Below are 25,094 nucleotides of genomic sequence, written 5' to 3' on the forward strand. Positions count from 1 at the left end.
CGTGGGTTGGCGGTCGGTCTACATATACCATACCCGGGGCAAGGGATCGCCCCGGTAACGTTCCAGAAAGGCGCGGATGCCCTGTCGCAGCGGGTGCAGGTCGGCGGCATGCAACCGGCACACCAACTGGCCATTCCAGGCGGATGCCGCCGCTGTCACCGTTGATGGGAGCGCTTCGCGCGCAGCGTCGAGCCGATCCATGGCCAGTGGACCCGAATGCAAAAAAGTTGCAAACGCGCCGATGCCTTCAAGCGTCGCCGGGCCGTTGCGCAAAGATGCAAGATCACCGGTCAGCCGCAAAGCCTCTGCCTGCACCAGTTTTCCATCCCGGCGAATGCGCCAGTCATCCGTGAACGAGAGCGTGTTGAGGTGTTCGCCCATCGCGGCCCGGCCCAGGACGATTGTCTCCAGCGCCATGAAGTCCGCATCGCCCTCAAGCGAGACATCAATTCTGCGGGCAGTCGCGCTGCCATCAAACAAGATCGTCTCCAGCGGCAACCAGTCGAGCCGTGCGCCCGCGCCAACGCTGAGTGTGGTCTGAATCCGGCCCGTGTCGCCGCTGGCGCGGTACAGCCGCTCGGCGGCCTGTGTCGTGCCCACCAGATGCGCACCATCAGCCGCCTCAAGCGTCCAGTCGAACCGATCCCCGCCGGTCACGCCGCCTGCCGTGTTGATGAACACGGCCTGGCTGGGTCCACCATGTGTGGCGGGCATCAGCACTTTGCCAGAACCCGATTGCCGTAGGCCCGTCAGACGTCTACCGGAAACCGCCGCGCGCGCACCGCCGCGCGCCCGTTGCATCGGGCGGCCAGAGGTCGGTGGGGGCGTGAACGGTGCAGTCATTGCCCAAGTTTAGGGCAGCGTTCGCGAGAATGGCAATGGCGAAGGCGGCGAATGCCGTAATTGCCTATTCTGCAGGCACATGTCCCTGATCGAGCTGCGCCGTGCGCCACGCGGTCGGGCTCTGCCCCGTGCGCTCCCGAAACGCGCGGTTGAACGGAGCGAGGGAATTATAGCCGAGCGCGAAGGCATGGGCGATGATCTGCTCGCGGGCCTGTCCCGGATCGGCGAGACGGCGCTTGGCCTCCTCAATCCGGTGATCGTTCACGAAAGCAGCGAAGTTGCGGTAGCCAAGCCCGCGATTGATAAGGCGACGCAGCCTGTGTTCGGGCATGTCGAGTTGGTGGGCCAGTGCACCGATCGTCAGACCCGGTTCAAAACACGCGCCACTCGCAACAGCGTCGTTCAGTTTGTCGAGGTCCAACCTGTCAGCCACCGGTACATCACGGGGCCGAGGCGCAGTCTCTGCGTCAGGCGTGGACAGAAGCCCACGCTCCATCCGGGTGAGCCACAGGCTAAACAGAAGGGACGACCCGAAATACTTGACCCACTCAATGATTTGAAAGGCCGGGGCGTAGCCGTCGACCAATACCTCACCTGCGATTGACGTGATAACAAAGATTGGAACCAGCGTCGCCAGCACCACGCGGAAACTGCGTCGGAACTGGACGAGGTCGCCATCAAAATCCTGCAGCGCCAGAACCATGATGTGCAGCATCAGCCCGACGGTCACGATCTGACAGATAAAGTAAAGCTCTGGAAAAAAGCCGGTGACGGCGATCACCGCAAAGGGAATGACGGTCAGCACGCAGAGCCGTGCCCGGTCTGAAAAGAGCGCAAGCGCCAGCAACCAGAACGCAAATCCGAAGAAATTGCCAAGATAATAGAAGGTCGCGTCGAGCCATTGGGGCCCCAGTGACGGCGCCTCATGCGCGCCGAGAGCGTGAAAGGCGGCGACGACACAGCATAAAAAGCCCGCCCGATCCACAGCGCCGCGCAGCCCCATCATCGCAAAGCGGATTGCGAGAAACAGCAAAAGCCCGACAGAGGCCCCCCGGAACAGCAATTCATAGGATTCCATGTGGGTCATCTGCGCCGCTCCACCTGATACGCGTCTCAGTCTAGCAAGCCAGATATGGGCAAGCGAGAACTCGATTGCGCGCCGATTTCGAAAATAACCGGTCGATTTCTGGAAATTCGTACATTTTTTGAAATTTGCGCAACATGTGGGGCAGCGATTTCCCAACTGCGGATCAGACCATCACACCAAAGGAGATGACTGATGTTCCGTACCCTTCTTGCCCTGACCGTGGTAGCCACCCTCGCCGCCTGTGGCGCACCTGATCAGATGTCCTTCGTCGCCGCAGGCGATCACCCGATGGCAGATGTGAACGTCACCCCAGTCCCGGTCCCCCACTACTGAATGTGACGCCGCGCCTCGCGCTTGACGCGGGGCGCGCATCGGCATAGCACCCACGGTACTGGAACGCGGGTGTAGCTCAGTTGGTAGAGCATCAGCTTCCCAAGCTGAGGGTCGCCGGTTCGAGCCCGGTCGCCCGCTCCAGTCTCGAAACCGATATTCGAATATTGATCGCCGTTTAATTGCGCAGGCGAAAGATCACAACCGGTGCCACAGCTTCTCTGGCAAGAGGCGCATCAGATGCGCCATCACGCGCCAGCGCTTTGTGACGGTGACGGTTGATCGGCCTGCCTTGATCCCGGTCCAGATTTGCCGGGTCGCCTTGTCGACCGGTTGCAGCCAGAAGACTTTGCCCTGGACAATATCCGTGTCGACAAAGCCTGGACGCACATCCGTGACCTTTACCTGAGGCGCGCGCCGGGCCGCCCATTTGCGCAGACCTTCTGCATAGCGGGCTTGATAGGCCTTGGACGCATTATAGGCTGGCGCCGCGCCATCGCCGCGATGGGAGGCGATGGAGGAGATGATGACCAGATGGCCCGCCCCGGCCTCTGCAAAGTGGCGCATCGCAGCCGTGGCCAGATGGGTAAAGCCTGTCACGTTGACATCGATGGTCTGAAGCTCTGGTCCGACATCGAGCGGCTTGTTGAACAGGCCAATACCGGAGCTGAGGACAATCATGTCGCATCCGCCAAGCAGTTCTATCAGGTCCGTGAGGCCACGGGTTGCCACCTCGAAATCCGTCACATCCATGCGGGCGGGCACGATCTTTCCCGGATGTGCGGCCTCAAGCGCCTCTAGCCGCTCTAACCTGCGCCCTGTGACGCCGACGGTCCAACCATCGGCGACCATCTGGCGGGCCAGCTCCTCCCCAATGCCGCTTGTCGCTCCGATGATGATTGCGCGCTTCATCCCTGCCCCCTGACGTCAAGTTCCACCCGAAAGTGACTGGCGCGGCGGCGGGCTGCAAGCTAGTGATTTCACCTAACGCCGCGTCAATGTGCGAGCGATCAGCAAGGACGCGAGAAAGATGACGGAAAGCACAAAGGGTTGGATCGCCGTCGTCATCACCTTACTGATCTGGGCGAGTTTTTTGATCGTGACGCGCGCGGCCGCAGCCGCAAACCTCACTCCTGCGGATGTGGGCCTGCTGCGTTTCTTGCCCGCGGCACTGCTTTTTGCCCCGGTCTGGTTGAAACGCTCCCCATTGCCCGAAGGCGCGCGACCGCATCATATCATCACAATTGCACTGACCGGCGGTTTCGCCTTTGTCTTTCTGCTGTCCAGCGGCCTGCAATTTGCACCGGTGGCCGATAGCGGTGTTTTCGCACCGTCGATGCTGCCGCTCTATGTCGCCGTCCTGAGCTATTTTTGGCTGGGGGAACGCTTTGGTCCGGTTCGGTTGACCGGATTTGCCCTGATCCTGATCGGTGCGGTTGGAATTGGTGGATGGGAGGCATTGACCAATGCCGAGAGTGGGGCCTGGCGTGGACATCTGTTGATCTCGGCCGCGTCGCTGCTGTGGGGCATTTACACAGTGATCTTTCGCAAATCCGGGATCGAGCCTGTGGCTGCGGCGGCAATGATCTGTTTCTGGTCGGCGCTGGCATTCATTGCGCTGGCCGTAATCATGCCGCTCAATATCCCCGAGACCGCACCTGACACCCTTGCTTTACACATTGTCATGCAAGGTGTGCTGTCCGGCTTTGTCTCAACCATTACTTATGGTTACGCATTGTCGCGCATCGCGCCATCCAAGGTTGCAGCCTGCGCGGCTCTTGTCCCGATCCTGGCAGCCCTGGGCGGGCTTGTCATTCTGGGCGAGCCCATCGGCATGGTCAAATGGATTGGCATCGGAGTGGTGGCCAGCGGCGTGTTGCTGGCCTCTGGCGTCTGGCGCCTCAAAAGCTGATCTCGAAAACCGCACCCTTGTCGTTGTAGTAGTCGATCTTCGCATTCAGCTGTGTGCCGAGCGTCTGCAAGATCGTCATTCCCAAGCCATCCGAGTCTTTCAGCGTGAAACCATCGGGAAGGCCCCCGCCGTTGTCGCGGTAGACAAGAACCGTCTTACCCGCATCATCCGTGTTGAGTGAGAAAGTGATCGTCGGCTCTGTCACGTCCTTGAAGGCATATTTCAGCGAGTTGGTCGCAAGTTCGTTGATCGCGAGGGCGAGTGGGATCACATCCCCGACCGGCAGCACGCGATCCTGTGTCGTGTCATTGACGACGCGCACCTCAATCGAGTCCGTCAGCGTGGCTGTGATCTTGTCCAACATGGTCTCAAGATATCCGGCCAGCGCCACCTTGCCCTCGCCCTCCACCCGATAGAGCGCAGCGTGGACCGTGGACATGACGCGGATGCGGCTTTGCGTCTGGGATAAAAGCTCCCGCGTTTCATTCGATTTGCTGCGCCGCGCCTGATAGTTGAGCAGGCTGACCAGCAGGCTGAGATTGTTGGCGACCCGGTGGTTCACCTCGCTGAGCAGCATCTTTTGCACTTCGAGCGCTGATTGGAGCGCGCGCTCATCCGCAATGGCAAGCGTACGGTCCCGCAGCGTCAGGACCGCGCCGATCTTCTGCCCATCCGCTGACATGACAGGCGTGGCGCTGCCTTCAGCCACCACCTCGGTCCCATCGGGGCGACGGATCAGCCAACGTTCCTCCAACACGGTGACACCGTCGCGCACCGCGCGCGACAGTGGCAATTCCTCGAATGGATAGGGGGAGCCATCCTCACGAAACAGATGGAAGGTGTCGCTGTAACCTTCTGGTGTTACGCCAAATTTCGCAACACCGTGCAGACGCTCTGCCGCTGCGTTGACATAGAGGATCGCGCCTGCATTGTCCGTGATGATCACCCCTTCCGTCAGCTGTGAAAGCGCCGCTGTCAGAAGGGTTTTCCGTTCCAAATCATTCGACATATCGGACCGCCCGCCTTGTGCCGCCGGTCCCCCGAACTCAGGTCGCCGGTTGCGCTGTTTCCACGACTTTCACGAACCAAGATGCGCCTACCGGGCTCATCTCATCGTTGAAGTCATATTCGGGGTGGTGAAGGCCTGCGCCGCCACCCCCACCCAGGAACATATATGCGCCCGGACGCTTTTCGAGCATGTAGGAGAAATCTTCCGCGCCCATCATAGGGGAGACGTCTGTGTCGACCCGCTCTTCGCCGGAGACGGCCGCCGCGACCGCACTGGCAAATTCCGTTTCGGCCGGATGGTTCACCGTAACCGGATAGCCCTTTTCATACTCGACGACCGCTGTGCCACCATGGGCCCGGGCGATGTTCTCAGCCACCTCGGACATGCGGGCGATGGTGAAATCGCGCACTTCTTCGTCGAGCGTCCGCACTGTGCCAGACAGTTGAGCCGTGTCCGGGATGACGTTGTGTGTGGCGCCCGCATGGATCTGCGTGATCGACAGAACACAGGATTTCAGCGGGTCGACATTTCGGGCCGCAATCATCTGCAAGCCCTGCGCGATTTGGCAGGCGATCATGACACTGTCGATGCCTTCATGGGGCATTGCGGCGTGGGCGCCCTTGCCCGTCACCTTGATCTCGAACGTGTCGGCGGCGGCCATCAGTGGACCGGGGCGGGTATACCACGCGCCGAACTCACCGCCCGGATGGTTGTGGATGCCGTAAACCTGCGAGATGGCGTATTTCTCCATCATGCCATCCTCACACATGGCAAGGCCGCCGCCTCCGCCCTCCTCCGCAGGTTGGAAGATCAGCGCGACGCGGCCAGAGAAATTGCGCGTCTCAGCCAGATAGCGCGCAGCGCCCAGCAGCATTGTGGTGTGTCCATCGTGGCCACAGGCGTGCATCTTTCCATCGACCTTGGACTTGTAGGGAAGGTCGCGCACTTCCTGAATGGGCAGTGCGTCCATATCAGCGCGCAGCCCAATTGTGGGGCCATCGCCGCCCTGCCCCTCGATCACCGCGACAACACCCGTTCGGCCAACGCCTTCCTCGATCTGGGTGATGCCAAAGGATTTGAGCTTATCCACAACATAGGCTGCCGTCTCTTCCACATCATAGCCGAGCTCGGGATGGGCGTGGAGATACTGGCGCCACTCCTTCATGTCCTCGTGAAATTCCGCGATACGATTGATGATGGGCATGGGACACTCCTGTTGATGTCTTCAATGAAGGGCGCGGACCGGCCCACGTCAAGCTATCGGTTGTACCTCGTGCGCCCGGATGCGTAAGGTCGCGCCATGAGCAGACCTGATCCCGACCGCGCCGCCTCTGACCGCCTTGTCCACGATGGAGGGGCGACGTTCGAGCGCCTGATTGAGATCATGGCGCGATTGCGCGCGCCCGATGGATGCCCGTGGGATCTGGAGCAGACCTTTGCGACCATCGCGCCCTACACGGTCGAAGAAGCCTATGAAGTGGCAGATGCGATCGAGCGCGAGGATATGGCGGAGCTGCGCGGCGAGCTGGGCGACCTTCTATTGCAGGTTGTGTACCACAGCCAACTGGCAGCTGAAGATGGGGCCTTCACCCTCGATGACGTGATTCGTGGCATCAGTGACAAAATGGTCCGCCGCCACCCCCATGTTTTTGGCGATGCGCAGGATCGAAGTGCAGAGGAACAGGTCGCCGATTGGGAGCGGATAAAGGCCGCTGAACGGGCCGAGCGCGGCACGGTCAAGCGCCGCACATTGGATGATGTAGCCCGCACGCTTCCCGCCCTGACCCGAGCGCTCAAACTGCAAAACCGGGCAGCCCGGGTCGGGTTCGACTGGCCGGATGTGGCCCAGGTCCTCGACAAGGTGGCAGAAGAAACAGCAGAGCTGGTGTCAGCGCGCGAGACGGAGACGAAGGCCCGTCAGGCCGAGGAATATGGAGACCTGATGTTCGTCATGGTCAATCTCGGCCGGCATCTGGGCATTGTCCCGGAAGAAGCCCTTCGAGCGGCGAATTCGAAATTCGAAGCGCGGTTCAACTATATCGAGGATCAGCTTGAAATAGAAGGAAAATCACCTTCTGAAGCCACGCTCGATGAAATGGAAGCCCATTGGCAGGCCGCGAAATCCGTCTAGCCAGATGTGGTCATGCGATCCTGCCGGATCTGGCGGAAATCAATCGCATCATGCCGGGCGCGCCGCATATTTACCCCGTTCACGGTGCTGGCATCGCGGCTGAGGGCAAAAGCCCCATCAACCGCCGCACGTTGCGACGCGCGAAACCATGCAAGGCAGATTATGAAGAGAGCGATGGCGCAGCCTGTGACAGTGACCTGCAACACTGACAGACCTTCAGCGACCGCAACGACCTCCTCCACCGGGGTGCCTTCAGCGGGCTGTTCGATCACCTGGGTGAACAGACCTGAGGGATCGGACGCAATCGCACGCTGCGTTTCCGCTGCAGCCTCAGCCGGTGCATCCGGTCCAGTCGCAGGTTCAGGCGCACTGGGCGCGATCGTTATGTGCTTCGGGCCATCGCCAGCCATGTTGTGTCTCCGCGATGTGTGGGATGCCCTAATTTATCGCAAATTGTGTGAATTTGCACCTTGCACCTCACAAATTGCCGTGATTCGCCCGCAGGTTGCGCAGGAAGCTGCCGCTGGGTCAGAAGCACTTTGCGCTGCGCTGCGGAATGGGTTAGGCACCGCACGACCTTGATCAGAGCAATCACAGGAGCCATTGCCATGAGCATCATCCTCGACATCACAGCGCGCGAGATACTGGACAGCCGGGGGAATCCGACGGTTGAGGTTGATGTATTGCTGGAGGACGGTTCGCTGGGCCGTGCGGCGGTACCGTCTGGCGCGTCGACGGGGGCGCATGAGGCGGTTGAGCTGCGCGATGGCGACAAGGGCCGCTATCTGGGCAAGGGCGTGCTCAAGGCGGTTGAGGCGGTCAACACCGAGATCTGTCAGGAGCTTTTGGGCATGGATGCCCGCGAGCAGGTCATGATCGACGAGATGATGTGCCGTCTGGACGGGACAGAGAACAAGGGCCGCCTGGGCGCGAACGCGATCCTGGGCGTCTCGCTGGCCGTGGCACATGCGGCGGCCGAAAGCGTGGGTCAGCCGCTCTATCGCTATATCGGTGGCACGTCCGCCCGCCTGCTGCCGGTGCCGATGATGAACATCATCAATGGCGGCGAGCATGCCGACAATCCGATCGACATCCAGGAATTCATGATCATGCCCGTGGGCGCGGACAGCCTGCGCGAGGCGGTGCGTATCGGGGCGGAGATTTTCCACACGCTCAAAAAAGAGCTGAGCAGCGCCGGCCACAACACCGGCATCGGCGATGAGGGCGGCTTCGCCCCCGCGCTGCAATCGACCCGCGAAGCGCTCGACTTCATCATGACCTCCATCACCAAGGCCGGCTACACGCCCGGTGAGGACGTGTTCCTGGCGCTCGACTGTGCCTCCACCGAATATTACGCCAACGGTAAATACGAGATGAAGGGCGAGGGAAAATCGCTCACCTCGCAGGAGAATGCGGACTATCTGGCTGAACTTGTTGCAGATTATCCGATCATTTCCATCGAAGACGGCATGGCTGAGGATGATTGGGCGGGCTGGACGGCGCTGACGGCGGCGATCGGTGACAAGGTGCAACTGGTGGGCGACGATCTGTTCGTGACCAATTCCAAGCGCCTGGCGCGGGGCATTGCAGAGGATGCGGGCAACTCGATCCTGGTGAAGGTCAACCAGATCGGCTCCCTGACCGAGACCATCGAGGCGGTCGAAATGGCCCACCGTGCGCGCATGACGAGCGTGATGTCCCACCGCTCAGGCGAGACAGAGGACGCGACCATCGCCGACCTTGCCGTCGCGCTGAACTGCGGCCAGATCAAGACCGGCTCGCTCAGCCGCTCGGATCGCCTGGCCAAATACAACCAGCTCATCCGCATCGAAGAAGAACTGGGGACCACGGCGCAATATGCAGGGCGCGCGATACTGAAGTGATCCTGTCCCGGAGGTGATCCGGGACCAATCTGCCATTTGCAACGCCCCGGCCCAAAGGTCGGGGCGTTTGCATTTCTGGCGGATGGATCGACATGGGTATTTTTACCAATCCGAAGCGAACAAGGCCGCTATGCACGCGCGACGGCTATACAGGCGCGCAAAACTGTGCGAGGTGGCGCGCTTGCCCGTGATGATGATTGGATGACCCGTTGAAAAAAGCCCTCGCCGATGCGCTCGCCGCCCGTGGATATGAGACCCTCACCCCTGTCCAGGAGGCCGTGACGGAAGCGCATCTGACTGGCAAGGACATGCTGGTCTCGGCCCAGACCGGATCGGGCAAGACGGTTGGTTTCGGCCTTGCCATTGCGCCGACGCTGTTGGGCGAGGACGATGCTTTTGGTGCGTCCGGTGCGCCGCTGGCGCTGGTCATCGCACCAACGCGGGAGTTGGCCCTGCAGGTCAAGCGCGAACTGGGCTGGCTCTATCGCGATGCCGGGGCCTTCCTCGCCTCTACCGTTGGGGGCATGGATATGCGCGATGAGCGGCGGGCGCTGGCCCGTGGTGCACATATCGTCGTGGCGACACCGGGCCGTTTGCGGGACCATATCCAGCGCGGCTCCATCGACCTGAGTGACATCCGCGCCATCGTGCTCGACGAGGCGGACGAGATGCTGGATTTGGGCTTTCGCGAGGATCTGGAATTCATTCTGGGCAGTGCGCCGGAAGATCGGCAAACGCTGCTCTTTTCCGCCACGGTCCCGAAATCCATTGCCAAGCTTGCCGAGAGCTATCAGCGCGATGCCGTGCGCGTGGTCACGAAATCCGAAGCGACCCAACATGCGGACATCGAATATCACGCCTATTCGGTATCCAATGCGGATGCTGAGAATGCGATCATCAATACGCTTCGGCTGTTTGAGGCGCCCAATGCCATCGTCTTTGCCAACACGCGGGCGATGGTGAACCGGATCACGACACGGCTGACCAATCGCGGTTTTCCTGTTGTGGCCCTGTCGGGCGAACTCAATCAGGCGGCGCGAACAGCGGCCCTGCAATCCATGCGCGATGGTCGCGCCCGGGTTTGCGTGGCCACGGATGTCGCGGCGCGCGGCATCGACCTGCCCAATCTTGATCTGGTCGTGCATGCGGAACTGCCATCCAGCCACGAAACCCTCTTGCACCGTTCCGGTCGTACAGGCCGGGCCGGGCGCAAGGGCACCAGCGTTCTGATCGTGCCGCCAAAGGCGTTCAAGAAGGCGCAGCGCATCCTGAAATTCGCGAAACTCAAGGCCGAATGGGGCGGCGCGCCTTCTGCCGATGCGGTGCGCGCGGCAGATGAGCAGCGGATGCTGTCCAACCCTGTCTGGCAGGAGCCGATCCCCGCAGCGCGGGCGGAAAGCGTTGCCCATCTGGTGGAGGCCTTTTCCCCCGAACAAATCGCCAATGCCTATCTTGAGCTGTTTCATGCAAAGCACTCTGCGCCCGAAGAACTCTCCGGCGTTGAGGAGAAACCGCGGGAGCGTGCGCCCTTTGGGCCGAGTGTCTGGTTCTCTGTCGCGGGGGGCCGGAAAGCCGGGGCGGAACCGCGTCGCATGCTGCCGATGCTGTGCAAGGCTGGCAATGTGAGCCGAGAGGATATTGGCGCGATCCGCGTGCAATACGATCAGACCTTTGTGGAAATCCGCGACAGCAGTGTTGACCGTTTCACACAGGCCATCGGCGCGGATATGACGGTGGAGGGTGGAGCATCGATCATGCGTCTGGACAGCGCACCCGATCTGGGCCAGCGCCCACCACGTCCGACAGGCAGGCACCCGAATGCAGAGCGGTCCAATGCGCAACGGCGCGAACCGCGCCCGCGTCCCGCCGAGCCAATCCCCGAGGGAGAGGCCCAAGCGCCGAAACCAAAGATCAGCACGCAGCCGACAGATTGGAACGACGCGCCAACCCCACGTAAGAGAAAGCCAAAACCGGAAGACCGGAAGGCAAAACCCGCAAAGCCGGCAGAGCCGCGTCACCCCGAAGGCGCAGTGATTGCGAAACGCCGTGTTCCGGAAGGGGAGCGTAAGGGCGGCGGGTGGGAGCGACCGAAAGGCCCGCCGCCGCCGAAAGGCAAGAAAAATTCCAAGAAGAACAAGGCGCGCGCAGCTGCTGCAAAGGCCGAGGCGCGCGGCAAGCGCCGCTAGTCGCCCAAAGCGGCCCCAGCTTCGCGCAGAGCCGCAATCTCTTCCGCGCTATAGCCCGCCTCCGTCAGAATTGCGGATGTGTCCTGCCCGAAGGCCGGTGGGCGTGCGCGGGTTGGGTCCGCGGGCGTTCGGCTCATCTTGATCGGATTGCCCAAGGTTTTGACGCCCTCCGCCTCCACCACCATCGCGCGGTGATGCTGGTGGGCATCGGCGGTCACATCCGCGACGTTGAGCACCGGTCCAGCGGGCACGGCCTTGGCCATCAGGGCCTCTGCAAGGGCCTGTCCGTCCCAGTCTGACAGGAACGGGGCCAAGGCCTCTGCAATCTCTGCCTTGTGGCGATTGCGGGCGGGATGATCTGCAAAGCGCGGATCGCTGAGCAATTCCTGCGCGCCGATCACATTGCACAGCCGGGCAAACTGGCCGTCATTGGCTGCCGCGATATAGATTTTTGCGCCCTTCGTGGGAAACACATCATAGGGCGTGATGTTCGGATGGGCGTTGCCGGTCGGTGCGGGCACCTTTCCAGACAGGAAATAGTTGGCCGCGTGGGGGTGCAAAAGGCTGACCGCGACATCTTGCAGGGTCATATCGAGAAATTGCCCCTGCCCCGATTTCTCCCGCTCATAAAGCGCCATGCCAAGCCCGGCGAGCGCGCTGAGCCCGGTGCCGATATCGACCAGTGGAATGCCAAGGCGCAGGCCATCGCCGCCGGCCTCTCCATTCACACTCATCAAACCGGATTGCGCCTGCACGACCGCATCATAGCCCGGCAGACCGCCATAAGGTCCGTCAGCCCCGAAACCGGAAATACGGCAGTGGATCAGGCGCGGAAACTGTTCCTTGAGCGTCTCAAAGCCGAGGCCCCATTTCTCCATCCCGCCGGGTTTGAAATTTTCGATCAGAATGTCTGCATCCGCCAGAAGGCGCAGCAATACATCGCGCCCCGCCTGCTGCCGCAGGTCGAGCGCCATACCGCGCTTGTTGCGGTTCACGCCGATGAAATAGGAGGCTGCCCCCGTCTGCTCTTCAAACGGTGGGCCCCAGTGCCGGGTCTCATCCCCCTGCGGAGGTTCAATCTTGATGACATCCGCGCCGTGATCGCCGAGCCATTGGGTGCAGAACGGACCGCCCAGAACCCGTGTCAGGTCGATGACCTTCACTCCATCCAATGCGCCCATCGTGCTCTCCCTTTGTCTTTCGACCAAATACGCAAATTCGCGCCCTGCTGACCAGTGCAGCTGTCGGGGACTCGCGTATTTGTCAGAAAGATGCTGCGCGGGCTTCCAATGGCGGGCCGCTTCCACTAGGTCGCGATGCATGAGCAAGATTGATCCCATTCACATCGTTGGCGGCGGCATGGCCGGGTGCGAAGCCGCCTGGCAGGCCGTTCAGCTTGGCGTTCCCGTCGTGATCCACGAGATGCGACCAACCGTGGAAACATTTGCCCATCAAACCGAAGGGCTGGCGGAACTTGTCTGTTCCAATTCCTTCCGCTCCGATGACGATACGTCGAACGCCGTCGGCCTATTGCACTGGGAGATGCGGCAGGCAAATGGTCTGATCATCGGCATGGGCGATAAGCATTCCCTGCCCGCAGGTGGCGCACTGGCCGTCGACCGGGATGCGTTCTCCGACGATGTGACAGCGACGCTGAAAGCCCATCCGCTTGTAACAATTGAACGGGGTGAGGTGGCCGGTCTGCCGCCAGAGGAGTGGGGCCGGACCATCGTGGCCACTGGGCCGCTGACCTCTCCGGCTTTGGCCGAGGCGGTGCTGAAGGTGACCGGTGAAGACAGCCTCGCCTTTTTCGACGCAATTGCCCCCATCGTTCACGCCGACAGCATCGATATGTCGAAGGCCTGGTTTCAGTCCCGCTACGATAAGGGCGAGACGGAGGAGGAGCGGACTGCCTATCTCAACTGCCCCATGGATGAAGCGCAATATGAGGCCTTCATCGACGCCCTGCTCGAGGCACCAAAGACCGAGTTCAAGGAGTGGGAGGCGGACACCCCCTATTTCGACGCCTGCCTGCCGATCGAAGTGATGGCAGAGCGCGGGCGCGAGACGCCGCGCTGGGGGCCGATGAAGCCCGTGGGCCTGACCAATCCGCACCAGCCCGACATCAAGGCGCACGCCATCGTGCAGCTGCGGCGGGAAAATGCGCTCGGCACGCTTTACAACATTGTCGGCTTCCAGACAAAGATGAAGTACGGCGCGCAAACAGATGTTTTCAGGAGCATTCCCGGACTGGAGGGCGCGGAATTTGCACGGCTTGGCGGCATCCATCGCAACACCTTCCTGAACTCACCCCGGTTGCTTGGGCCCCGGATGGAGCTGCGCGCGCGGCCCGATCTGATGTTTGCCGGGCAGGTCACCGGCGTGGAGGGCTATGTTGAGAGCGCATCCATGGGCCTGCTCGCCGGGCGGATCGCGGCCTATGAGGCGCTGGGGCGCGAACTGCCGCTCCCCCCTCAGACCACAGCCATCGGCGCGCTCTTGAACCACATCACCGGCGGGGCGGAAGAGGAGACCTTCCAACCCATGAACGTCAATTTCGGCCTTTTCCCACCGCTGGAAAACGTGCGTGGCGGGCGTCGTGGCAAGAAGGATCGGAAGATCGCCTATACCGAGCGGGCAAAAGCCGATTGGTCAGCGTGGCTTAGTGACGCAATGACGGCATAATTTGCGCCGCGGCTGAATTGCAGTCTATCCTCTGAGGGCAACCGGGGGGAAGACGGTGACACGCAAATTTCTTGATGAGGTCTATGATCTGGCGGATGACGCTGGCGGGACCGAGAAACTCTATACCGAATGGGCTGCGAGCTATGACGCGGAAGTGGCGGAAAATGGCTATGTGACGCCACAACGCTGTGCGGAGGCGCTGGCTCAGTTCGTCGATGACAAATCGCAGCCGCTGATCGACATCGGGTGCGGCACAGGTCTGGCGGGGCTCGCTTTTCGTGCGGCCGGTTTTCCGACTCTGGATGGTGTTGATCTCACACCTGCGATGATCGCGCAGGCTGAGGCGCGGGGCATCTACCGGACGCTTCGCCTTGGTCAGGTTGACGATGCGGCCCCATTCGAGGCGCGGCGTTATGCCCTCGCTGCCGCCGTTGGTCTGTTCAGCCCTTCACATGCTCCGGCAGAGACAATTGACGCGGTAATGACCGCCCTGCCCGCTGGTGGACTGTTTGTCTTTTCGCTCAATGATCACGCCCTGGCCGAGCGGACCTATGAGGGCCGTGTTATGAGTTGGCTCGACAGCGGTGCCGCCCAGTGCCTGTTCCGCGAGCATGGTGAGCACTTACCCGCACAGGATATTGGATCGGTGGTCTATGTCCTCGCCAAAAACTGAGCGGTTTGCCCCGTCTCCGACCGGTTTCCTGCATCTGGGTCATGCCTATTCGGCGCTGACGGCGTTTGAAGCGGCGAAGGGCGGGCGATTTTTGTTGCGGATGGAGGACATCGACACCATCCGCTCTCGCCCGATCTATGAGGACGCGATTTTCGAGGATCTCGCCTGGCTTGGGATCGCGTGGGACGTGCCGGTGATCCGGCAATCAGAGCGTCTGTCCCTATACCAAGCGGCTGTGGATCGCCTGACGGCGAAAGGATTGACCTATCGCTGCACATGCACGCGCGCCGATATCAAGGCTGCCCTCTCTGCGCCGCAGGAAGGCGCGCCACTGCATGGCCCGGACGGGCTGGTCTACCCCGGAACGTGTCGTAACGCGCGCCACGATGACCCAGACGCCGCAATCCGCCTGAACATGGCGGCGGCGATCAGATCACTCGGCGGGGATACCATTGTCGATCTACTGGAGATCGAGGAGCTGGGGAATGGAGATGATGGGCAAAGTGGGCGGATCGCACTGAGTGCGCGGCACTTGCGTGATGGAATTGGAGATGTGGTCCTCGCCCGGCGGGACATCGGCACATCCTATCACGTGGCCGTGGTTGTCGATGATGCGGCCCAGGGCGTGACGCATGTGACCCGAGGGCAGGATCTGTTTCCGGCCACACCGCTGCACCGGTTGCTGCAAGCCCTGCTCGATTTGCCCGTACCGGTGTGGCGTCACCACGGGTTGATCCGGGATGATGCGGGAAAGCGGCTTGCCAAACGCGATGACGCCCGCGCCATTCGGCAATTGCGCGCCGATGGGTGGACGCCCGCCCGCGTGAGGTCTGCAATCAACCTGTGACGGGATCAGGCGATGGGGGTCATCAGCTCCACCTCGGCACCGTCGCGAATTGCCGTGTAAAAACAGCTGCGCCGATTTGTATGACAGGCAGGACCCTCTTGTCGGACAATCAACAGGATGGTGTCACGGTCGCAATCAACCCGGAAATCAATCAGGGTTTGGACGTGGCCAGAGCTTTCACCCTTCCGCCAGAAGCTTTGCCGCGACCGTGACCAATAGGTGACGCGCCCCGTCTCAAGCGTCTCTGCAAGGCTCTGCGCATTCATCCAGGCCATCATTAAAACCTCGCCCGCCTCATCCTGCGCGATGGCAGGGATCAGGCCCGCGTCATTATAGGTCAGGCTTGCGGGATCAAATGTCGCTTCCATGGGGCTTTCCTCTCATGCGTTGGGCGACTACGTAAGGGATCGATTTGCGAAAGGCTATGCCATGACCGCCCGTGACGACGATATGATGAAGCTCTATTCACAGCGCATCCTCGCGCTGGCCAGCGACATTCCGCATCGCGACCGGCTTGAGGGGCCGATGGCCACCGTCACCAAACGGTCCCCACTTTGCGGGTCAACGGTGACGGTGGATCTCGACGTGGCAAATGGGCAGATCAGCCGATTTGGACAGGATGTGAAGGCGTGCGCGCTGGGTCAGGCCTCTGCCGCAGTGTTCGCCGCACAGGCCGAAGGATTGACGCTGGAGCAGGCTCGCACAGCCCGCGATCAACTCAAGGCGATGCTGAAAGAGAACGGTCCCGTTCCTGATGCGCCATTTGATGGGTATGAAGTTTTGACGCCGGCCCGCGATTACCGAAATCGCCATGCTTCCATCCTTTTGGTGCCGGACGCCACCGTCGCTGCGATGGAAGAGATCGAGGCCTAAAAAAATCGCCGCAACACCGATAAGGTGTGCGGCGAGTTGGGCAGAAGCGGGTCCGGGCGCTCACACAGGATGCGGGGCAGTGCATCTTGCGGGGACAGAGGGGCCGGGTTGTCCCGTTTCAGGCAAAAGCATGTGCGGATTATCCGCGAAATTCACACCATCAGGAACGTGCCAATCATCAGGCAGGTTGCCGCCAGACCAATCGCATCAGAGATCAGTTCACCACGCGGGCTGCGGGTCAATTTGATGAGCTTGGCAATCATGGCGTCCTCCGTTCCGTCTGTTCCCTTAATGTTCCATTAACCACCTTCCCGCGCAAGACAAAAGTGGAACATTTGGGAACAAAAATGGATTACAGAAGGTTAACCAACTGAAATCAAACGGATTGCTTCATCTCGGCCCATCAGCCACAGCAGCGTTCGGGCGGCCCTGCCCCGGTCTGAGGCCAATTTCGGATCCCGCTCCAACAACAATCGCGCGTCGCGCTGCGCCAGTTCCATAAGTCCGGCCTGCCGCTCCAAATCAGCCACTCGGAAACGGGGCAATCCTGATTGAGCAAGGCCGAGCACATCACCCGCGCCCCGCAAGCGCAGATCTTCCTCGGCAATACGAAAGCCGTCCTCGGTCTCTCGCATGATCTCCAGCCGCGCGCGCGCTGTTTCCCCCAGAGGTGGCGCATACATCAGCAGACAGGTTGAACTGTCCGCCCCGCGCCCGACGCGACCACGCAACTGGTGCAACGCCGACAGGCCAAAATGTTCGGCTTGCTCGATCACCATGATGGTGGCGGAGGGGACGTTCACCCCAACCTCAATCACGGTGGTTGCGACCAAGAGGCGTGTTCGTCCCTCGGCAAAATCTGCCATCGCCGCATCTTTTTCAGCAGGTGGAAGGCGACCGTGGATCAGGCCGACCCGCTCTGCCCCCAAGGCCACGCGCAGGGCGCGATAACGATCCTCGGCGGCGGCAAGGTCGACGACTTCGCTTTCTTCAACCAGTGGACAGACCCAATAAACCTGCCGCCCCTGATCGAGAGCCGCACCAATGCGCGCAACCACCTCGTCAAGCCGCCCGGCCGACACCAGGCGCGTCTCAACCGGCTTTCGGCCAGGGGGTTTTTCATCGAGGATGGAAAGGTCCATATCGCCATATTGCGCGAGGCTGAGCGAGCGCGGGATCGGCGTTGCCGTCATGACGAGAATATCCGCAGCCGCCCCCTTTTGACCCAGACTCATCCGTTCGCGCACGCCGAACCGGTGTTGTTCGTCGATAATGGCAAGGCGCAGATCGTCAAAGGCGACATCCTTTTGGAACAAGGCATGAGTGCCGATCAGGATATCAGTCGTGCCATCGGCCAACGCCGAAAGCTTGGCCGCGCGGACGCTGCCCTTGTCACGCCCTGTCAAACTGTCGATCCGCAGATCAAGCCCTGCCGCCAACGGTCCAAGTGCCTCCAGATGCTGTTGCGCCAGAATGCCGGTCGGGGCCATGAAGGCCGCCTGCCCGCCCGCCTCAACGGCGGCGAGCATCGCGAGGAAAGCGACCAGCGTCTTGCCAGAGCCGACGTCACCCTGCAGCAGCCGGTTCATCCGAAACTCGGCCGCCATATCTGAGGTGATTTCCTTCACCGCACGGCTCTGCGCGCCCGTCGGCGCATAAGGCAGCGCGCTCAGCACTGCCCGGCTCAAAGCGCCTGTCCCGGATGTGGCCCGTCCTGGCTTGCGCCGCACCTGCGCGCGGGCAAGGGCGAGCGTCAGTTGATGGGCAAAGAACTCATCATAGGCCAGACGCTGCCGTTCCGCCGTCGTGTCGGCCAGATCAGACACATCCTCGGGTGCATGGGCACGCTGGACCGCGCTGCGCCAGTCGGGCCACTTATGTTCGTCGACAATGCTGCGCTCGATCCATTCGGGAAGAACCGGCAAACGCTCCAACGCACCGGCCATGGCCTTGGTCAGACCCTTAAGCGTCAGACCAGCGGTCAGGGGATAATGCGGCTCGAACGGTGGCAGATGATCTGCCGTCTCTGCGGACAGAACATGATCGGGATGCACCATCTGGGCCACGTTGTCGAACAGCTCAACCTTGCCTGATACGATCCGGCGCGCACCAATGGGCAGATTTCGTTGGATCCAGTCGGCCCGCGCATGGAACCAGACCAGCAGAAACTCCGTCGATGCATCCCGCACCTGAACGCGGAACGGGCGGCCCTTGCCTGACGGTGGCATGTGCCGCAGCACTTCAACCCCCACGGTCAATGTCGCGGGCAATGGAATGCCCCGGATCTCCGGCTTCAACCGTCGATCCGTGCCGCCTGTCGGCAGCAGAAACAACAAATCGCGTGGGGCAGCCACGCCGAGATTTTCATAGAGCGGCGCGGTTTTGGGACCGACGCCGGGCAAACCGGTCATATCGCCAAACAGGGGAAACAGGATTTCGGGGCGTCCGCTCATCAGCTTATCTGGCGCAGTCAATCGGGCGGGCGCAAGGGGGCATGCTCACCCGATCAGATCCAGCCAGTCCTGCTCGCTCAACACCTCGACCCCCAACTCGCGGGCCTTGGTCTCTTTGCTTCCAGCCCCTGGCCCGGCCACAACGATGTCGGTCTTTTTTGAGACCGAGCCAGACACCTTTGCCCCCAGTGCCTCTGCCCTCGCCTTTGCCTCGGCCCGCGTCATCTGTTCGAGCGTACCGGTAAAGACGACGATTTTGCCCGCGACCGGGCTTCCATCCGTTGCCGGTGCGGCGACATCCTGCACATCGAGATAGGCGTCGAGGGCATCGAGCAGATTACGCGCGTCCTCCTGCGCAAAGAAATCGGCGATCGCCTCTGCCATGACAGCACCGACGCCGTCGATCGCGGTCAGTTCTTCGCGTGCTGCGGCATCATTCCCCGCCGCTTCCATCGCGGCACGAAACCGCGCCCAACTCGTGTAATGCCGTGCCAGAAGTTGCGCCGTAGACTCGCCCACATGTCGGATACCCAAACCGAAAATCAGGCGGTTGAGCGGGATGCGGCGCCGTTCGCGGATCGCATCGAACAGCTTCGCCGCCGATTTGGGCCCCCACCCTTCCCGGTTCTTGAGCTGTTGCAGGCCGGAGCCATATCGCTCTTCCAACGCAAAGATATCTGCCGGGGTCCGCACCCAACCGTCGGCATGAAATGCCTCAACCTGCTTTGCCCCCAGACCATCAATGTCGAACGCGGCGCGAGACACAAAATGTTTCAGTTTTTCGACCTGCTGGGCCGGACAGACCAAGGCACCGGTGCAGCGCTGCACAGCCTCACCCGGTTCACGCAACGCCGGACTATCACAGATCGGGCAACGCTCAGGAAAGATATAGGGTTGGGCGTCCTTGGGGCGTCGTTCCAAGATCACATCGCGCACTTTCGGGATGACATCACCGGCACGGTAAATCTCGACCGTGTCGCCCTCACGAATGTCGACACCGTTGCGGATCGGGTCCCCATTGCTATCACGCCCGGCAATGTAGTCGGCGTTGTGCAGCGTCGCATTTGACACGACCACCCCGCCAACTGTCACCGGTGTGAGGCGTGCAACCGGGCTCAACGCACCCGTGCGACCCACCTGAATTTCAATGCGCTCGAGCGTCGTCAGTGCCGTTTCTGCCGGGAACTTATGCGCCGTAGCCCATCGCGGATTATTCGATCGGAAGCCGAGCCGCGACTGAAGCGCCAGATCATCGACCTTGTAGACGACGCCATCAATATCGTATTCAAGATCAATACGTTCCGCACCGATCTCGTCATAGTGCGCCAACATCTCCGCCGCTGTTTCACAACGCCGGGACAGTGGGTTGATGGTAAAGCCAAGGGCTGCGAGGCGCTCTAGTGCACCAGATTGCGTGTCGGCCAGAGGTTCCGAAAGCTCACCCCAGGCATAGGCGAAAAAGCGTAGCGGGCGCTCTTTTGTGATTGCGCTGTCCAGTTGGCGAAGTGACCCCGCAGCGGCGTTGCGCGGATTGGCAAATGTCTTGCCACCACGTGCTTCTTGGCGCGCATTCAGCGCCTGAAAGTCGCGATGGTCCATATAGACTTCTCCACGCACCTCCAGCACCTCCGGCGCGCCGGTGAGCGTGTGGGGAATGTCGTCAATTGTACGCGCGTTCGCGGTCACGTTCTCACCCACCTGCCCATCACCCCGCGTCGCTGCCTGTACGAGCACGCCGCCCTCATATCGAAGAGACAGCGACAGACCGTCGATTTTGGGTTCGGCTGTGTAGGCAATCGGCGTTTCGAGCCCGAGGAACTTCCGAACGCGTTGGTCAAACTCGTCCACCTCCTCCCGCTCGAACAGATTGGAAAGACTCAACATCGAAACGCGATGGGTCACCTTGCCAAACCCTTCCGCCACAGGCGCCCCGACCTTTTGCGAAGGGCTGTCTGATCGGATGAGATGTGGATGCGCCGCCTCAAGTTCGGCGTTCAGCCGCTTAAGCCGGTCATAGTCGGCATCAGAGAGATAGGGGGCATCTTCGCCGTGATAGGCCGCATCGGCGGCCGACATCTCTGCCGCAAGCGCCGACAGGATCTGGGGCACCTGGTCTTGAGTGATCTGGTCGGCGCGCAGGGCCAGAAGGTCGGAACGTGAGTAGGTGTCGGACAAGGTCGCCTCCCGCAGTCAGTGACCCACAGCTAAGCGCCATGGGCCCTGCGGTCCAGCCCGATCAGGCAGTGTCGCGGGTCGGTGCCTCAACAATTTGCGGCACAGGATCGCGCAGAACATATCCCCTGCCCCAGACCGTCTCGATATACGTTTCACCGCCTGTGGCCTGCGCGATTTTCTTGCGCAGCTTACAGATGAACACGTCGATGATCTTCAACTCAGGCTCATCCATGCCACCATAGAGGTGGTTGAGAAACATCTCTTTGGTGAGGGTCGTGCCTTTGCGCAGGCTCAAAAGCTCCAACATCTGATACTCTTTGCCGGTCAGATGAACGGATTTTCCAGCGACTTCCACTGTCTTTGCATCCACATTCACCGTGACCAAGCCGGTTTCGATGAGCGATTGGCTGTGCCCTTTTGAGCGGCGAACAATCGCGTGAATGCGTGCGACCAGCTCTTCACGATGGAAGGGTTTGGGCAGGAAATCGTCGGCGCCAAAGCCAAAGCCCTTAATCTTCGTGTCAGCGTCATCCATGCCGGACAGGATCAGGATCGGGGTCTCCACCTTCGAGAGACGCAATTTGCGCAACACGTCATGACCATGCATGTCAGGCAGGTTCAGATCCAGGATCATGAGATCATAGTCATAGAGGCGCGCAAGATCGATGCCCTCCTCCCCCAGATCGGTGGCGTAGACATTGAAATTGGCATTGGCCAGCATCAGCTCGATATTCCGAGCCGTAGCGGGGTCGTCTTCAACAAGCAAAATACGCATTTGTTTCTCCCGCGTTCCAGAAGGATTTCTGCCTCCTGTTTTACCTCATATACCATTAATTCGGTTCAAAGGTTAACGCGGCATGAACATTCGGGAAAATTCCGCGAACATCGGCGGGTTTCTTCAACTTTCCGAGCGATATCGTTGCAAAGCAGTGACTCTTAACGCCATTGGACCGTGCTTTGAGAGGGATTTTGTCCAGCTTTCCAGCTCTTCCTCAGACAGATCGTATCGCGCGCAAGCTTCCGCTGTGGTCAGCAAACCGCCGTTCACCGCCGCGACAACGGTTGCCTTGCGTCCCGCGACCCATCGTCGTGTATCAGCGGGGGGCAGATCCGCACGGGTGATTGTTCGCCCGGCATGATCGCGTGTGAAAACTGGCTTGTCTGACCGTTTCAGGTACATCGTAGCGCTCCCCAATACTCCTTGTGGTGCGGGGATTTAGGCGTCCGATCCTGAAGACGGAGTTAAGGCGCGCCTTGCGCATCATTCCAATTTGACTATATACCGCGCGACTTTCCTTAACCGCCCGGAGCAGCCATGCCGCTGAACAGCCTCGGATTTGACAAGGCCCCCGCCGACACCCGCGTCGTTGTAGCGATGTCGGGCGGTGTGGACAGTTCCGTTGTCGCAGCAGAGCTGGCGGCAGAAGGGTATGACGTCGTCGGCGTGACGCTTCAACTCTACGATCATGGCGCAGCGCTTGCCAAAAAGGGTGCCTGTTGCGCAGGGCGCGACATCCACGATGCCCGCCGTGTGGCGGAGACGATGGGCTTTCCGCACTATGTGTTGGATTACGAAAACAAATTTCGGGAAAGCGTCATCGACGAGTTTGCCGATGCATACCTCGCGGGTGCGACCCCCATCCCCTGCATTCGCTGCAATGAGCGGGTCAAATTCCGCGATCTGCTGGAAACCGCAAAGGATTTGGACGCCGATTGCATGGCGACCGGGCATTACATTCAGCGTAAAGCAGGCACGGCGAAGGCAGAGCTACACCGCGCGGCGGACCACGACCGGGATCAGAGCTATTTCCTGTTCTCCACCACGCAGCAGCAGCTCGACTATCTGCGGTTTCCCCTTGGCCATTTGAAGAGCAAGGCGGAAACACGCGCTCTGGCCGCAAAACATGGGCTGAGCGTGGCGGATAAGCCGGACAGCCAGGATATCTGTTTCGTGCCCAACGGCTCTTACGCAGCAGTCATTGAAAAGCTGCGCCCGGGTGCGGCGGAACCCGGAGACATTGTGCATCTTGATGGCCGTGTCTTGGGAGAGCATCGCGGTGTCATCCATTACACGATCGGACAACGCCGCGGCCTGGGCATCGGTGGTGGAGAGCCGCTCTATGTGCTCAAGCTGGATGCCGACGCTCACCGGGTGATCGTCGGTCCGAAGGAAGCGCTGGCAACCCGACGCGTCCCGCTGAAGGAACTGAACTGGCTGGGCGATACACCGCTCGATGCGCCCCGCGACCTGGAGGTCAAAGTGCGCTCCACCCGCCCCCCTCGGGAGGCCCGCCTGATCCCTATGGCAGACGGCACGGCCGAGGTTGAGTTGATGGTGGCCGAAGAAGGCATTGCCCCCGGTCAGGCCTGCGTCTTTTATGACGATGACGGATCGCGCGTTCTGGGCGGTGGCTGGATCACCCGCTAAGCGGCGGATTTTTCAACCAATTTAGAGATGGTGTTAAGGTTGCGCGCGGTTCCACGCGCCTGCGCCTCGACAATCATCCGTGACCGGCCCATCCCCTCTGGATAGCCGATGAACAGAGCGCCCGGTCCGGGTTCCACACGTTCGATGGTCTGATGGCGAATTGCACCGGGCTCAACCGGGTCGTCGAGCAAAAGAGCCATGACCTTGTTTCCTGGCAGATCGCTGAACGGATTGGCCGCCGCGAGATTCGTCAGATCGGCATGTGTGCGGATAAAAAGCGCCGGGCTGTCCCCCATCACCTGTTCAAGTTCCTGCGCGAGTCGAGATTTCACGTCATCCGACTTCAAATCTGATTGAAAAAGGAGATTTCCGGTCGCCAGATAGGTCTCTACATCTGTGAGGTCGCAGGCGATGGCAGCACGTTTCAGCGCTGCCATCGGTAGTTTTCCAGTACCGCCGACATTGACCGCCCGCAGGAAGGCAACCCGGCGACACCTCACCGCATCAGCCCGCGTTGGGATTGCGGCGCAGACGTTGAATGTCCTGAATCACCTCACCCGGACGCACATCCGGACCATCGCAACGCGGTGTTCCGTCATAGTTCAGGCGATTGGTCAGATACCCTTCGACGCCATCATCGATGATCCAATGCTGGCAGCCCAGCGGGTCGATCCAGATCGAGGCGCGCATGTCCGACAGGCGGTGCGCATCAATACCACGATCCACATCCGGATCATTCGCATCAAAGCGTGTCAGGGTTGTGCCACCCGTGCCGCTGCTGTTGGAACACGCCGCGAGGAGCGAGACGAGCGCGAGTGCGCCAATGGTGTAAACAGTCTTGGTCATGTCATGTCCCCTCAATTCACAACCTGAATTTCAACGCGGCGGTTGGAAGCGCGTCCCGCGACCGTCGCATTGGTCGAAACCGGCTGCGACGCACCCAGACCGCGCGTCTCTGCCGTCAGGCCAAAGCCACCGGCGATCTCTGCCACCGCAGCAGCACGGGCGAGCGAGAGGTTTTGGTTGGCTTGCGCCCCACCGGTATTGTCGGTGTGACCTGTGATCAGAACACGCGAACGGCCCTGATTGCGCAGGAATTCGAAGAACCGCGTAAGATCGGCCCGCGCCTCAGGTTGAACAACAGCGGAGCCAACCGGGAACGTCGCATCCGCCGCGACCGAGAAGTTCAGGTCATCCGCCGCCGTAACGAGGCCAAAGCCCGGAAGCCGGGCCCGCGTATTGTTCTCGGCCCGGGACGGGTCGCAGATCGGGCGCCCATCGGGCCGCAACTTTGGCGTGACATAGCCTTCCGCACCAGTGTCGAAGATCCAGTGCTCACACCCATCTGGGTCAATCCAGGTCGCAGAGCGCACAACAACGAAGGTCTCACCTTCGGTCCGGCTCGCGGCGGAGGAGAAGTCCCCCTGGTTACAGGCTGCCAGCGTCATCGCGCCGGCCCCCAGCATCATGATAGTCAAGCCGCGCATGTGGCCCCCCTCGTGTCATAAAACCATTCCTGATGATGATGGTCGCATCATCTGCCAGAAAGAGCAATTACAGGCAATTATGAAGAAATTAT

The 25,094-nt window shown here is 60.9% G+C and carries 25 protein-coding genes and 1 tRNA gene; 11 read left to right on the top strand and 15 right to left on the bottom strand.

The genetic code is table 11. The features are described 5' to 3' along the window. Window positions 1-18: 18 nt before the first annotated feature. Complete coding sequence (locus POI8812_RS08495; protein ID WP_108782123.1) at window positions 19-843, bottom strand: urease accessory protein UreD; 825 nt, start codon at window positions 841-843, stop codon at window positions 19-21. Between the two features lie 64 nt (window positions 844-907). Further along, window positions 908-1,930, bottom strand: coding sequence for an AraC family transcriptional regulator (locus POI8812_RS08500; protein ID WP_108782124.1), 1,023 nt, complete (start codon window positions 1,928-1,930; stop codon window positions 908-910). A gap of 192 nt (window positions 1,931-2,122) precedes the next feature. On the opposite strand from POI8812_RS08500, the gene POI8812_RS17670 reads away from it, so the two are divergent. Continuing rightward, window positions 2,123-2,263 carry a hypothetical protein gene (locus POI8812_RS17670; protein WP_162844960.1) on the top strand — a complete coding sequence of 47 codons (141 nt, stop codon included), beginning with the start codon at window positions 2,123-2,125 and terminating at the stop codon, window positions 2,261-2,263. A 65-nt stretch (window positions 2,264-2,328) separates the two neighbouring features. After that, a tRNA-Gly gene (locus tag POI8812_RS08505) sits at window positions 2,329-2,404 on the top strand. Window positions 2,405-2,458: 54 nt separating this feature from the next. On the opposite strand, the gene POI8812_RS08510 is transcribed toward POI8812_RS08505, so the two are convergent. Then, window positions 2,459-3,172, bottom strand: a complete 714-nt coding sequence (locus POI8812_RS08510) for an SDR family NAD(P)-dependent oxidoreductase (protein WP_108782125.1) — start codon at window positions 3,170-3,172, stop codon at window positions 2,459-2,461. A gap of 118 nt (window positions 3,173-3,290) precedes the next feature. Between POI8812_RS08510 and POI8812_RS08515 the strand changes: the two genes are divergently transcribed. Continuing rightward, complete coding sequence (locus tag POI8812_RS08515; RefSeq protein WP_108782126.1) at window positions 3,291-4,172, top strand: DMT family transporter; 882 nt, start codon at window positions 3,291-3,293, stop codon at window positions 4,170-4,172. On the opposite strand, the gene POI8812_RS08520 is transcribed toward POI8812_RS08515, so the two are convergent. Then, a complete protein-coding gene (locus tag POI8812_RS08520) occupies window positions 4,162-5,181 on the bottom strand; it encodes a sensor histidine kinase (RefSeq protein ID WP_108782127.1) in 1,020 nt (339 codons plus the stop codon). The genes POI8812_RS08515 and POI8812_RS08520 overlap by 11 nt on opposite strands. Window positions 5,182-5,218: 37 nt before the next feature. After that, entirely contained in the window at window positions 5,219-6,385 is a 1,167-nt protein-coding gene (locus tag POI8812_RS08525) for a M20 aminoacylase family protein (protein ID WP_108782128.1), read from the bottom strand. A gap of 96 nt (window positions 6,386-6,481) precedes the next feature. Here POI8812_RS08525 and mazG point away from each other — a divergent pair, with 96 nt between their 5' ends. Next, on the top strand, window positions 6,482-7,312 hold the full coding sequence (gene mazG / locus POI8812_RS08530) for a nucleoside triphosphate pyrophosphohydrolase (RefSeq protein ID WP_108782129.1): 831 nt from the start codon (window positions 6,482-6,484) through the stop codon (window positions 7,310-7,312). On the opposite strand, the gene POI8812_RS08535 is transcribed toward mazG, so the two are convergent. Further along, a complete protein-coding gene (locus tag POI8812_RS08535) occupies window positions 7,309-7,722 on the bottom strand; it encodes a hypothetical protein (RefSeq protein ID WP_108782130.1) in 414 nt (137 codons plus the stop codon). The genes mazG and POI8812_RS08535 overlap by 4 nt on opposite strands. Window positions 7,723-7,920: 198 nt before the next feature. On the opposite strand from POI8812_RS08535, the gene eno reads away from it, so the two are divergent. Both eno and POI8812_RS08545 read left to right on the top strand, forming a co-directional pair. Next, window positions 7,921-9,195 (top strand): phosphopyruvate hydratase, encoded by a 1,275-nt coding sequence (gene eno / locus POI8812_RS08540; protein ID WP_108782131.1) that lies wholly within the window; start codon window positions 7,921-7,923, stop codon window positions 9,193-9,195. 209 nt (window positions 9,196-9,404) lie between these two features. Further along, the gene (locus POI8812_RS08545) at window positions 9,405-11,381 is read left to right on the top strand and encodes a DEAD/DEAH box helicase (RefSeq protein ID WP_108782521.1); all 1,977 of its coding nucleotides are present in this window, start codon (window positions 9,405-9,407) and stop codon (window positions 11,379-11,381) included. Here the strand turns inward: POI8812_RS08545 and POI8812_RS08550 are convergent. Continuing rightward, window positions 11,378-12,562, bottom strand: coding sequence for a CaiB/BaiF CoA transferase family protein (locus POI8812_RS08550; protein ID WP_108782132.1), 1,185 nt, complete (start codon window positions 12,560-12,562; stop codon window positions 11,378-11,380). The genes POI8812_RS08545 and POI8812_RS08550 overlap by 4 nt on opposite strands. A 139-nt stretch (window positions 12,563-12,701) precedes the next feature. On the opposite strand from POI8812_RS08550, the gene trmFO reads away from it, so the two are divergent. Genes trmFO through gluQRS form a run of 3 tightly spaced genes read left to right on the top strand, consistent with a single transcriptional unit; the run spans window position 12,702 to window position 15,586 of the window. Beyond that, window positions 12,702-14,066 carry a methylenetetrahydrofolate--tRNA-(uracil(54)-C(5))-methyltransferase (FADH(2)-oxidizing) TrmFO gene (trmFO, locus tag POI8812_RS08555; RefSeq protein ID WP_108782133.1) on the top strand — a complete coding sequence of 455 codons (1,365 nt, stop codon included), beginning with the start codon at window positions 12,702-12,704 and terminating at the stop codon, window positions 14,064-14,066. A gap of 55 nt (window positions 14,067-14,121) precedes the next feature. Further along, window positions 14,122-14,739: a class I SAM-dependent DNA methyltransferase gene (locus tag POI8812_RS08560; RefSeq protein WP_108782134.1), complete on the top strand. Its 618-nt coding sequence runs from the start codon at window positions 14,122-14,124 to the stop codon at window positions 14,737-14,739. Then, window positions 14,720-15,586, top strand: coding sequence for a tRNA glutamyl-Q(34) synthetase GluQRS (gluQRS, locus tag POI8812_RS08565; protein WP_108782135.1), 867 nt, complete (start codon window positions 14,720-14,722; stop codon window positions 15,584-15,586). The genes POI8812_RS08560 and gluQRS overlap by 20 nt, the downstream gene beginning before the upstream one ends. A gap of 5 nt (window positions 15,587-15,591) precedes the next feature. On the opposite strand, the gene hisI is transcribed toward gluQRS, so the two are convergent. Next, window positions 15,592-15,954, bottom strand: a complete 363-nt coding sequence (gene hisI / locus POI8812_RS08570) for a phosphoribosyl-AMP cyclohydrolase (protein WP_108782136.1) — start codon at window positions 15,952-15,954, stop codon at window positions 15,592-15,594. 61 nt (window positions 15,955-16,015) lie between these two features. Here hisI and POI8812_RS08575 point away from each other — a divergent pair, with 61 nt between their 5' ends. After that, window positions 16,016-16,459 (top strand): iron-sulfur cluster assembly scaffold protein, encoded by a 444-nt coding sequence (locus tag POI8812_RS08575; RefSeq protein WP_108782522.1) that lies wholly within the window; start codon window positions 16,016-16,018, stop codon window positions 16,457-16,459. 362 nt (window positions 16,460-16,821) lie between these two features. Here POI8812_RS08575 and recG read toward each other — a convergent pair whose 3' ends face one another. From recG to sciP, 4 genes are all read right to left on the bottom strand, one after another. Then, window positions 16,822-18,912: an ATP-dependent DNA helicase RecG gene (recG, locus tag POI8812_RS08580; protein WP_108782523.1), complete on the bottom strand. Its 2,091-nt coding sequence runs from the start codon at window positions 18,910-18,912 to the stop codon at window positions 16,822-16,824. Window positions 18,913-18,957: 45 nt separating this feature from the next. Next, on the bottom strand, window positions 18,958-21,087 hold the full coding sequence (gene ligA, locus POI8812_RS08585) for an NAD-dependent DNA ligase LigA (protein WP_370739580.1): 2,130 nt from the start codon (window positions 21,085-21,087) through the stop codon (window positions 18,958-18,960). A 61-nt stretch (window positions 21,088-21,148) separates the two neighbouring features. After that, window positions 21,149-21,862, bottom strand: coding sequence for a response regulator transcription factor CtrA (gene ctrA / locus POI8812_RS08590; protein WP_108782138.1), 714 nt, complete (start codon window positions 21,860-21,862; stop codon window positions 21,149-21,151). A 123-nt stretch (window positions 21,863-21,985) separates the two neighbouring features. Beyond that, complete coding sequence (sciP, locus tag POI8812_RS08595) at window positions 21,986-22,267, bottom strand: CtrA inhibitor SciP (protein WP_108782139.1); 282 nt, start codon at window positions 22,265-22,267, stop codon at window positions 21,986-21,988. A 135-nt stretch (window positions 22,268-22,402) separates the two neighbouring features. On the opposite strand from sciP, the gene mnmA reads away from it, so the two are divergent. After that, a complete protein-coding gene (gene mnmA / locus POI8812_RS08600) occupies window positions 22,403-23,515 on the top strand; it encodes a tRNA 2-thiouridine(34) synthase MnmA (protein WP_108782140.1) in 1,113 nt (370 codons plus the stop codon). Here mnmA and POI8812_RS08605 read toward each other — a convergent pair. The 3 genes from POI8812_RS08605 to POI8812_RS08615 are packed head-to-tail and all read right to left on the bottom strand — an operon-like array spanning window position 23,512 to window position 25,002. Further along, window positions 23,512-24,015 (bottom strand): DUF1697 domain-containing protein, encoded by a 504-nt coding sequence (locus POI8812_RS08605; protein ID WP_162845012.1) that lies wholly within the window; start codon window positions 24,013-24,015, stop codon window positions 23,512-23,514. The two genes, mnmA and POI8812_RS08605, sit on opposite strands and share 4 nt — an antisense overlap. Before the next feature lie 4 nt (window positions 24,016-24,019). Further along, a complete protein-coding gene (locus POI8812_RS08610) occupies window positions 24,020-24,361 on the bottom strand; it encodes a hypothetical protein (protein WP_108782142.1) in 342 nt (113 codons plus the stop codon). An 11-nt stretch (window positions 24,362-24,372) separates the two neighbouring features. Next, window positions 24,373-25,002 (bottom strand): OmpA family protein, encoded by a 630-nt coding sequence (locus POI8812_RS08615; RefSeq protein WP_108782143.1) that lies wholly within the window; start codon window positions 25,000-25,002, stop codon window positions 24,373-24,375. Between the last annotated feature and the right edge of the window lie 92 nt (window positions 25,003-25,094).

It is taken from the genome of Pontivivens insulae, from assembly GCF_900302495.1.
GTDB classification, from domain to species: Bacteria; Pseudomonadota; Alphaproteobacteria; order Rhodobacterales; family Rhodobacteraceae; genus Pontivivens; species Pontivivens insulae.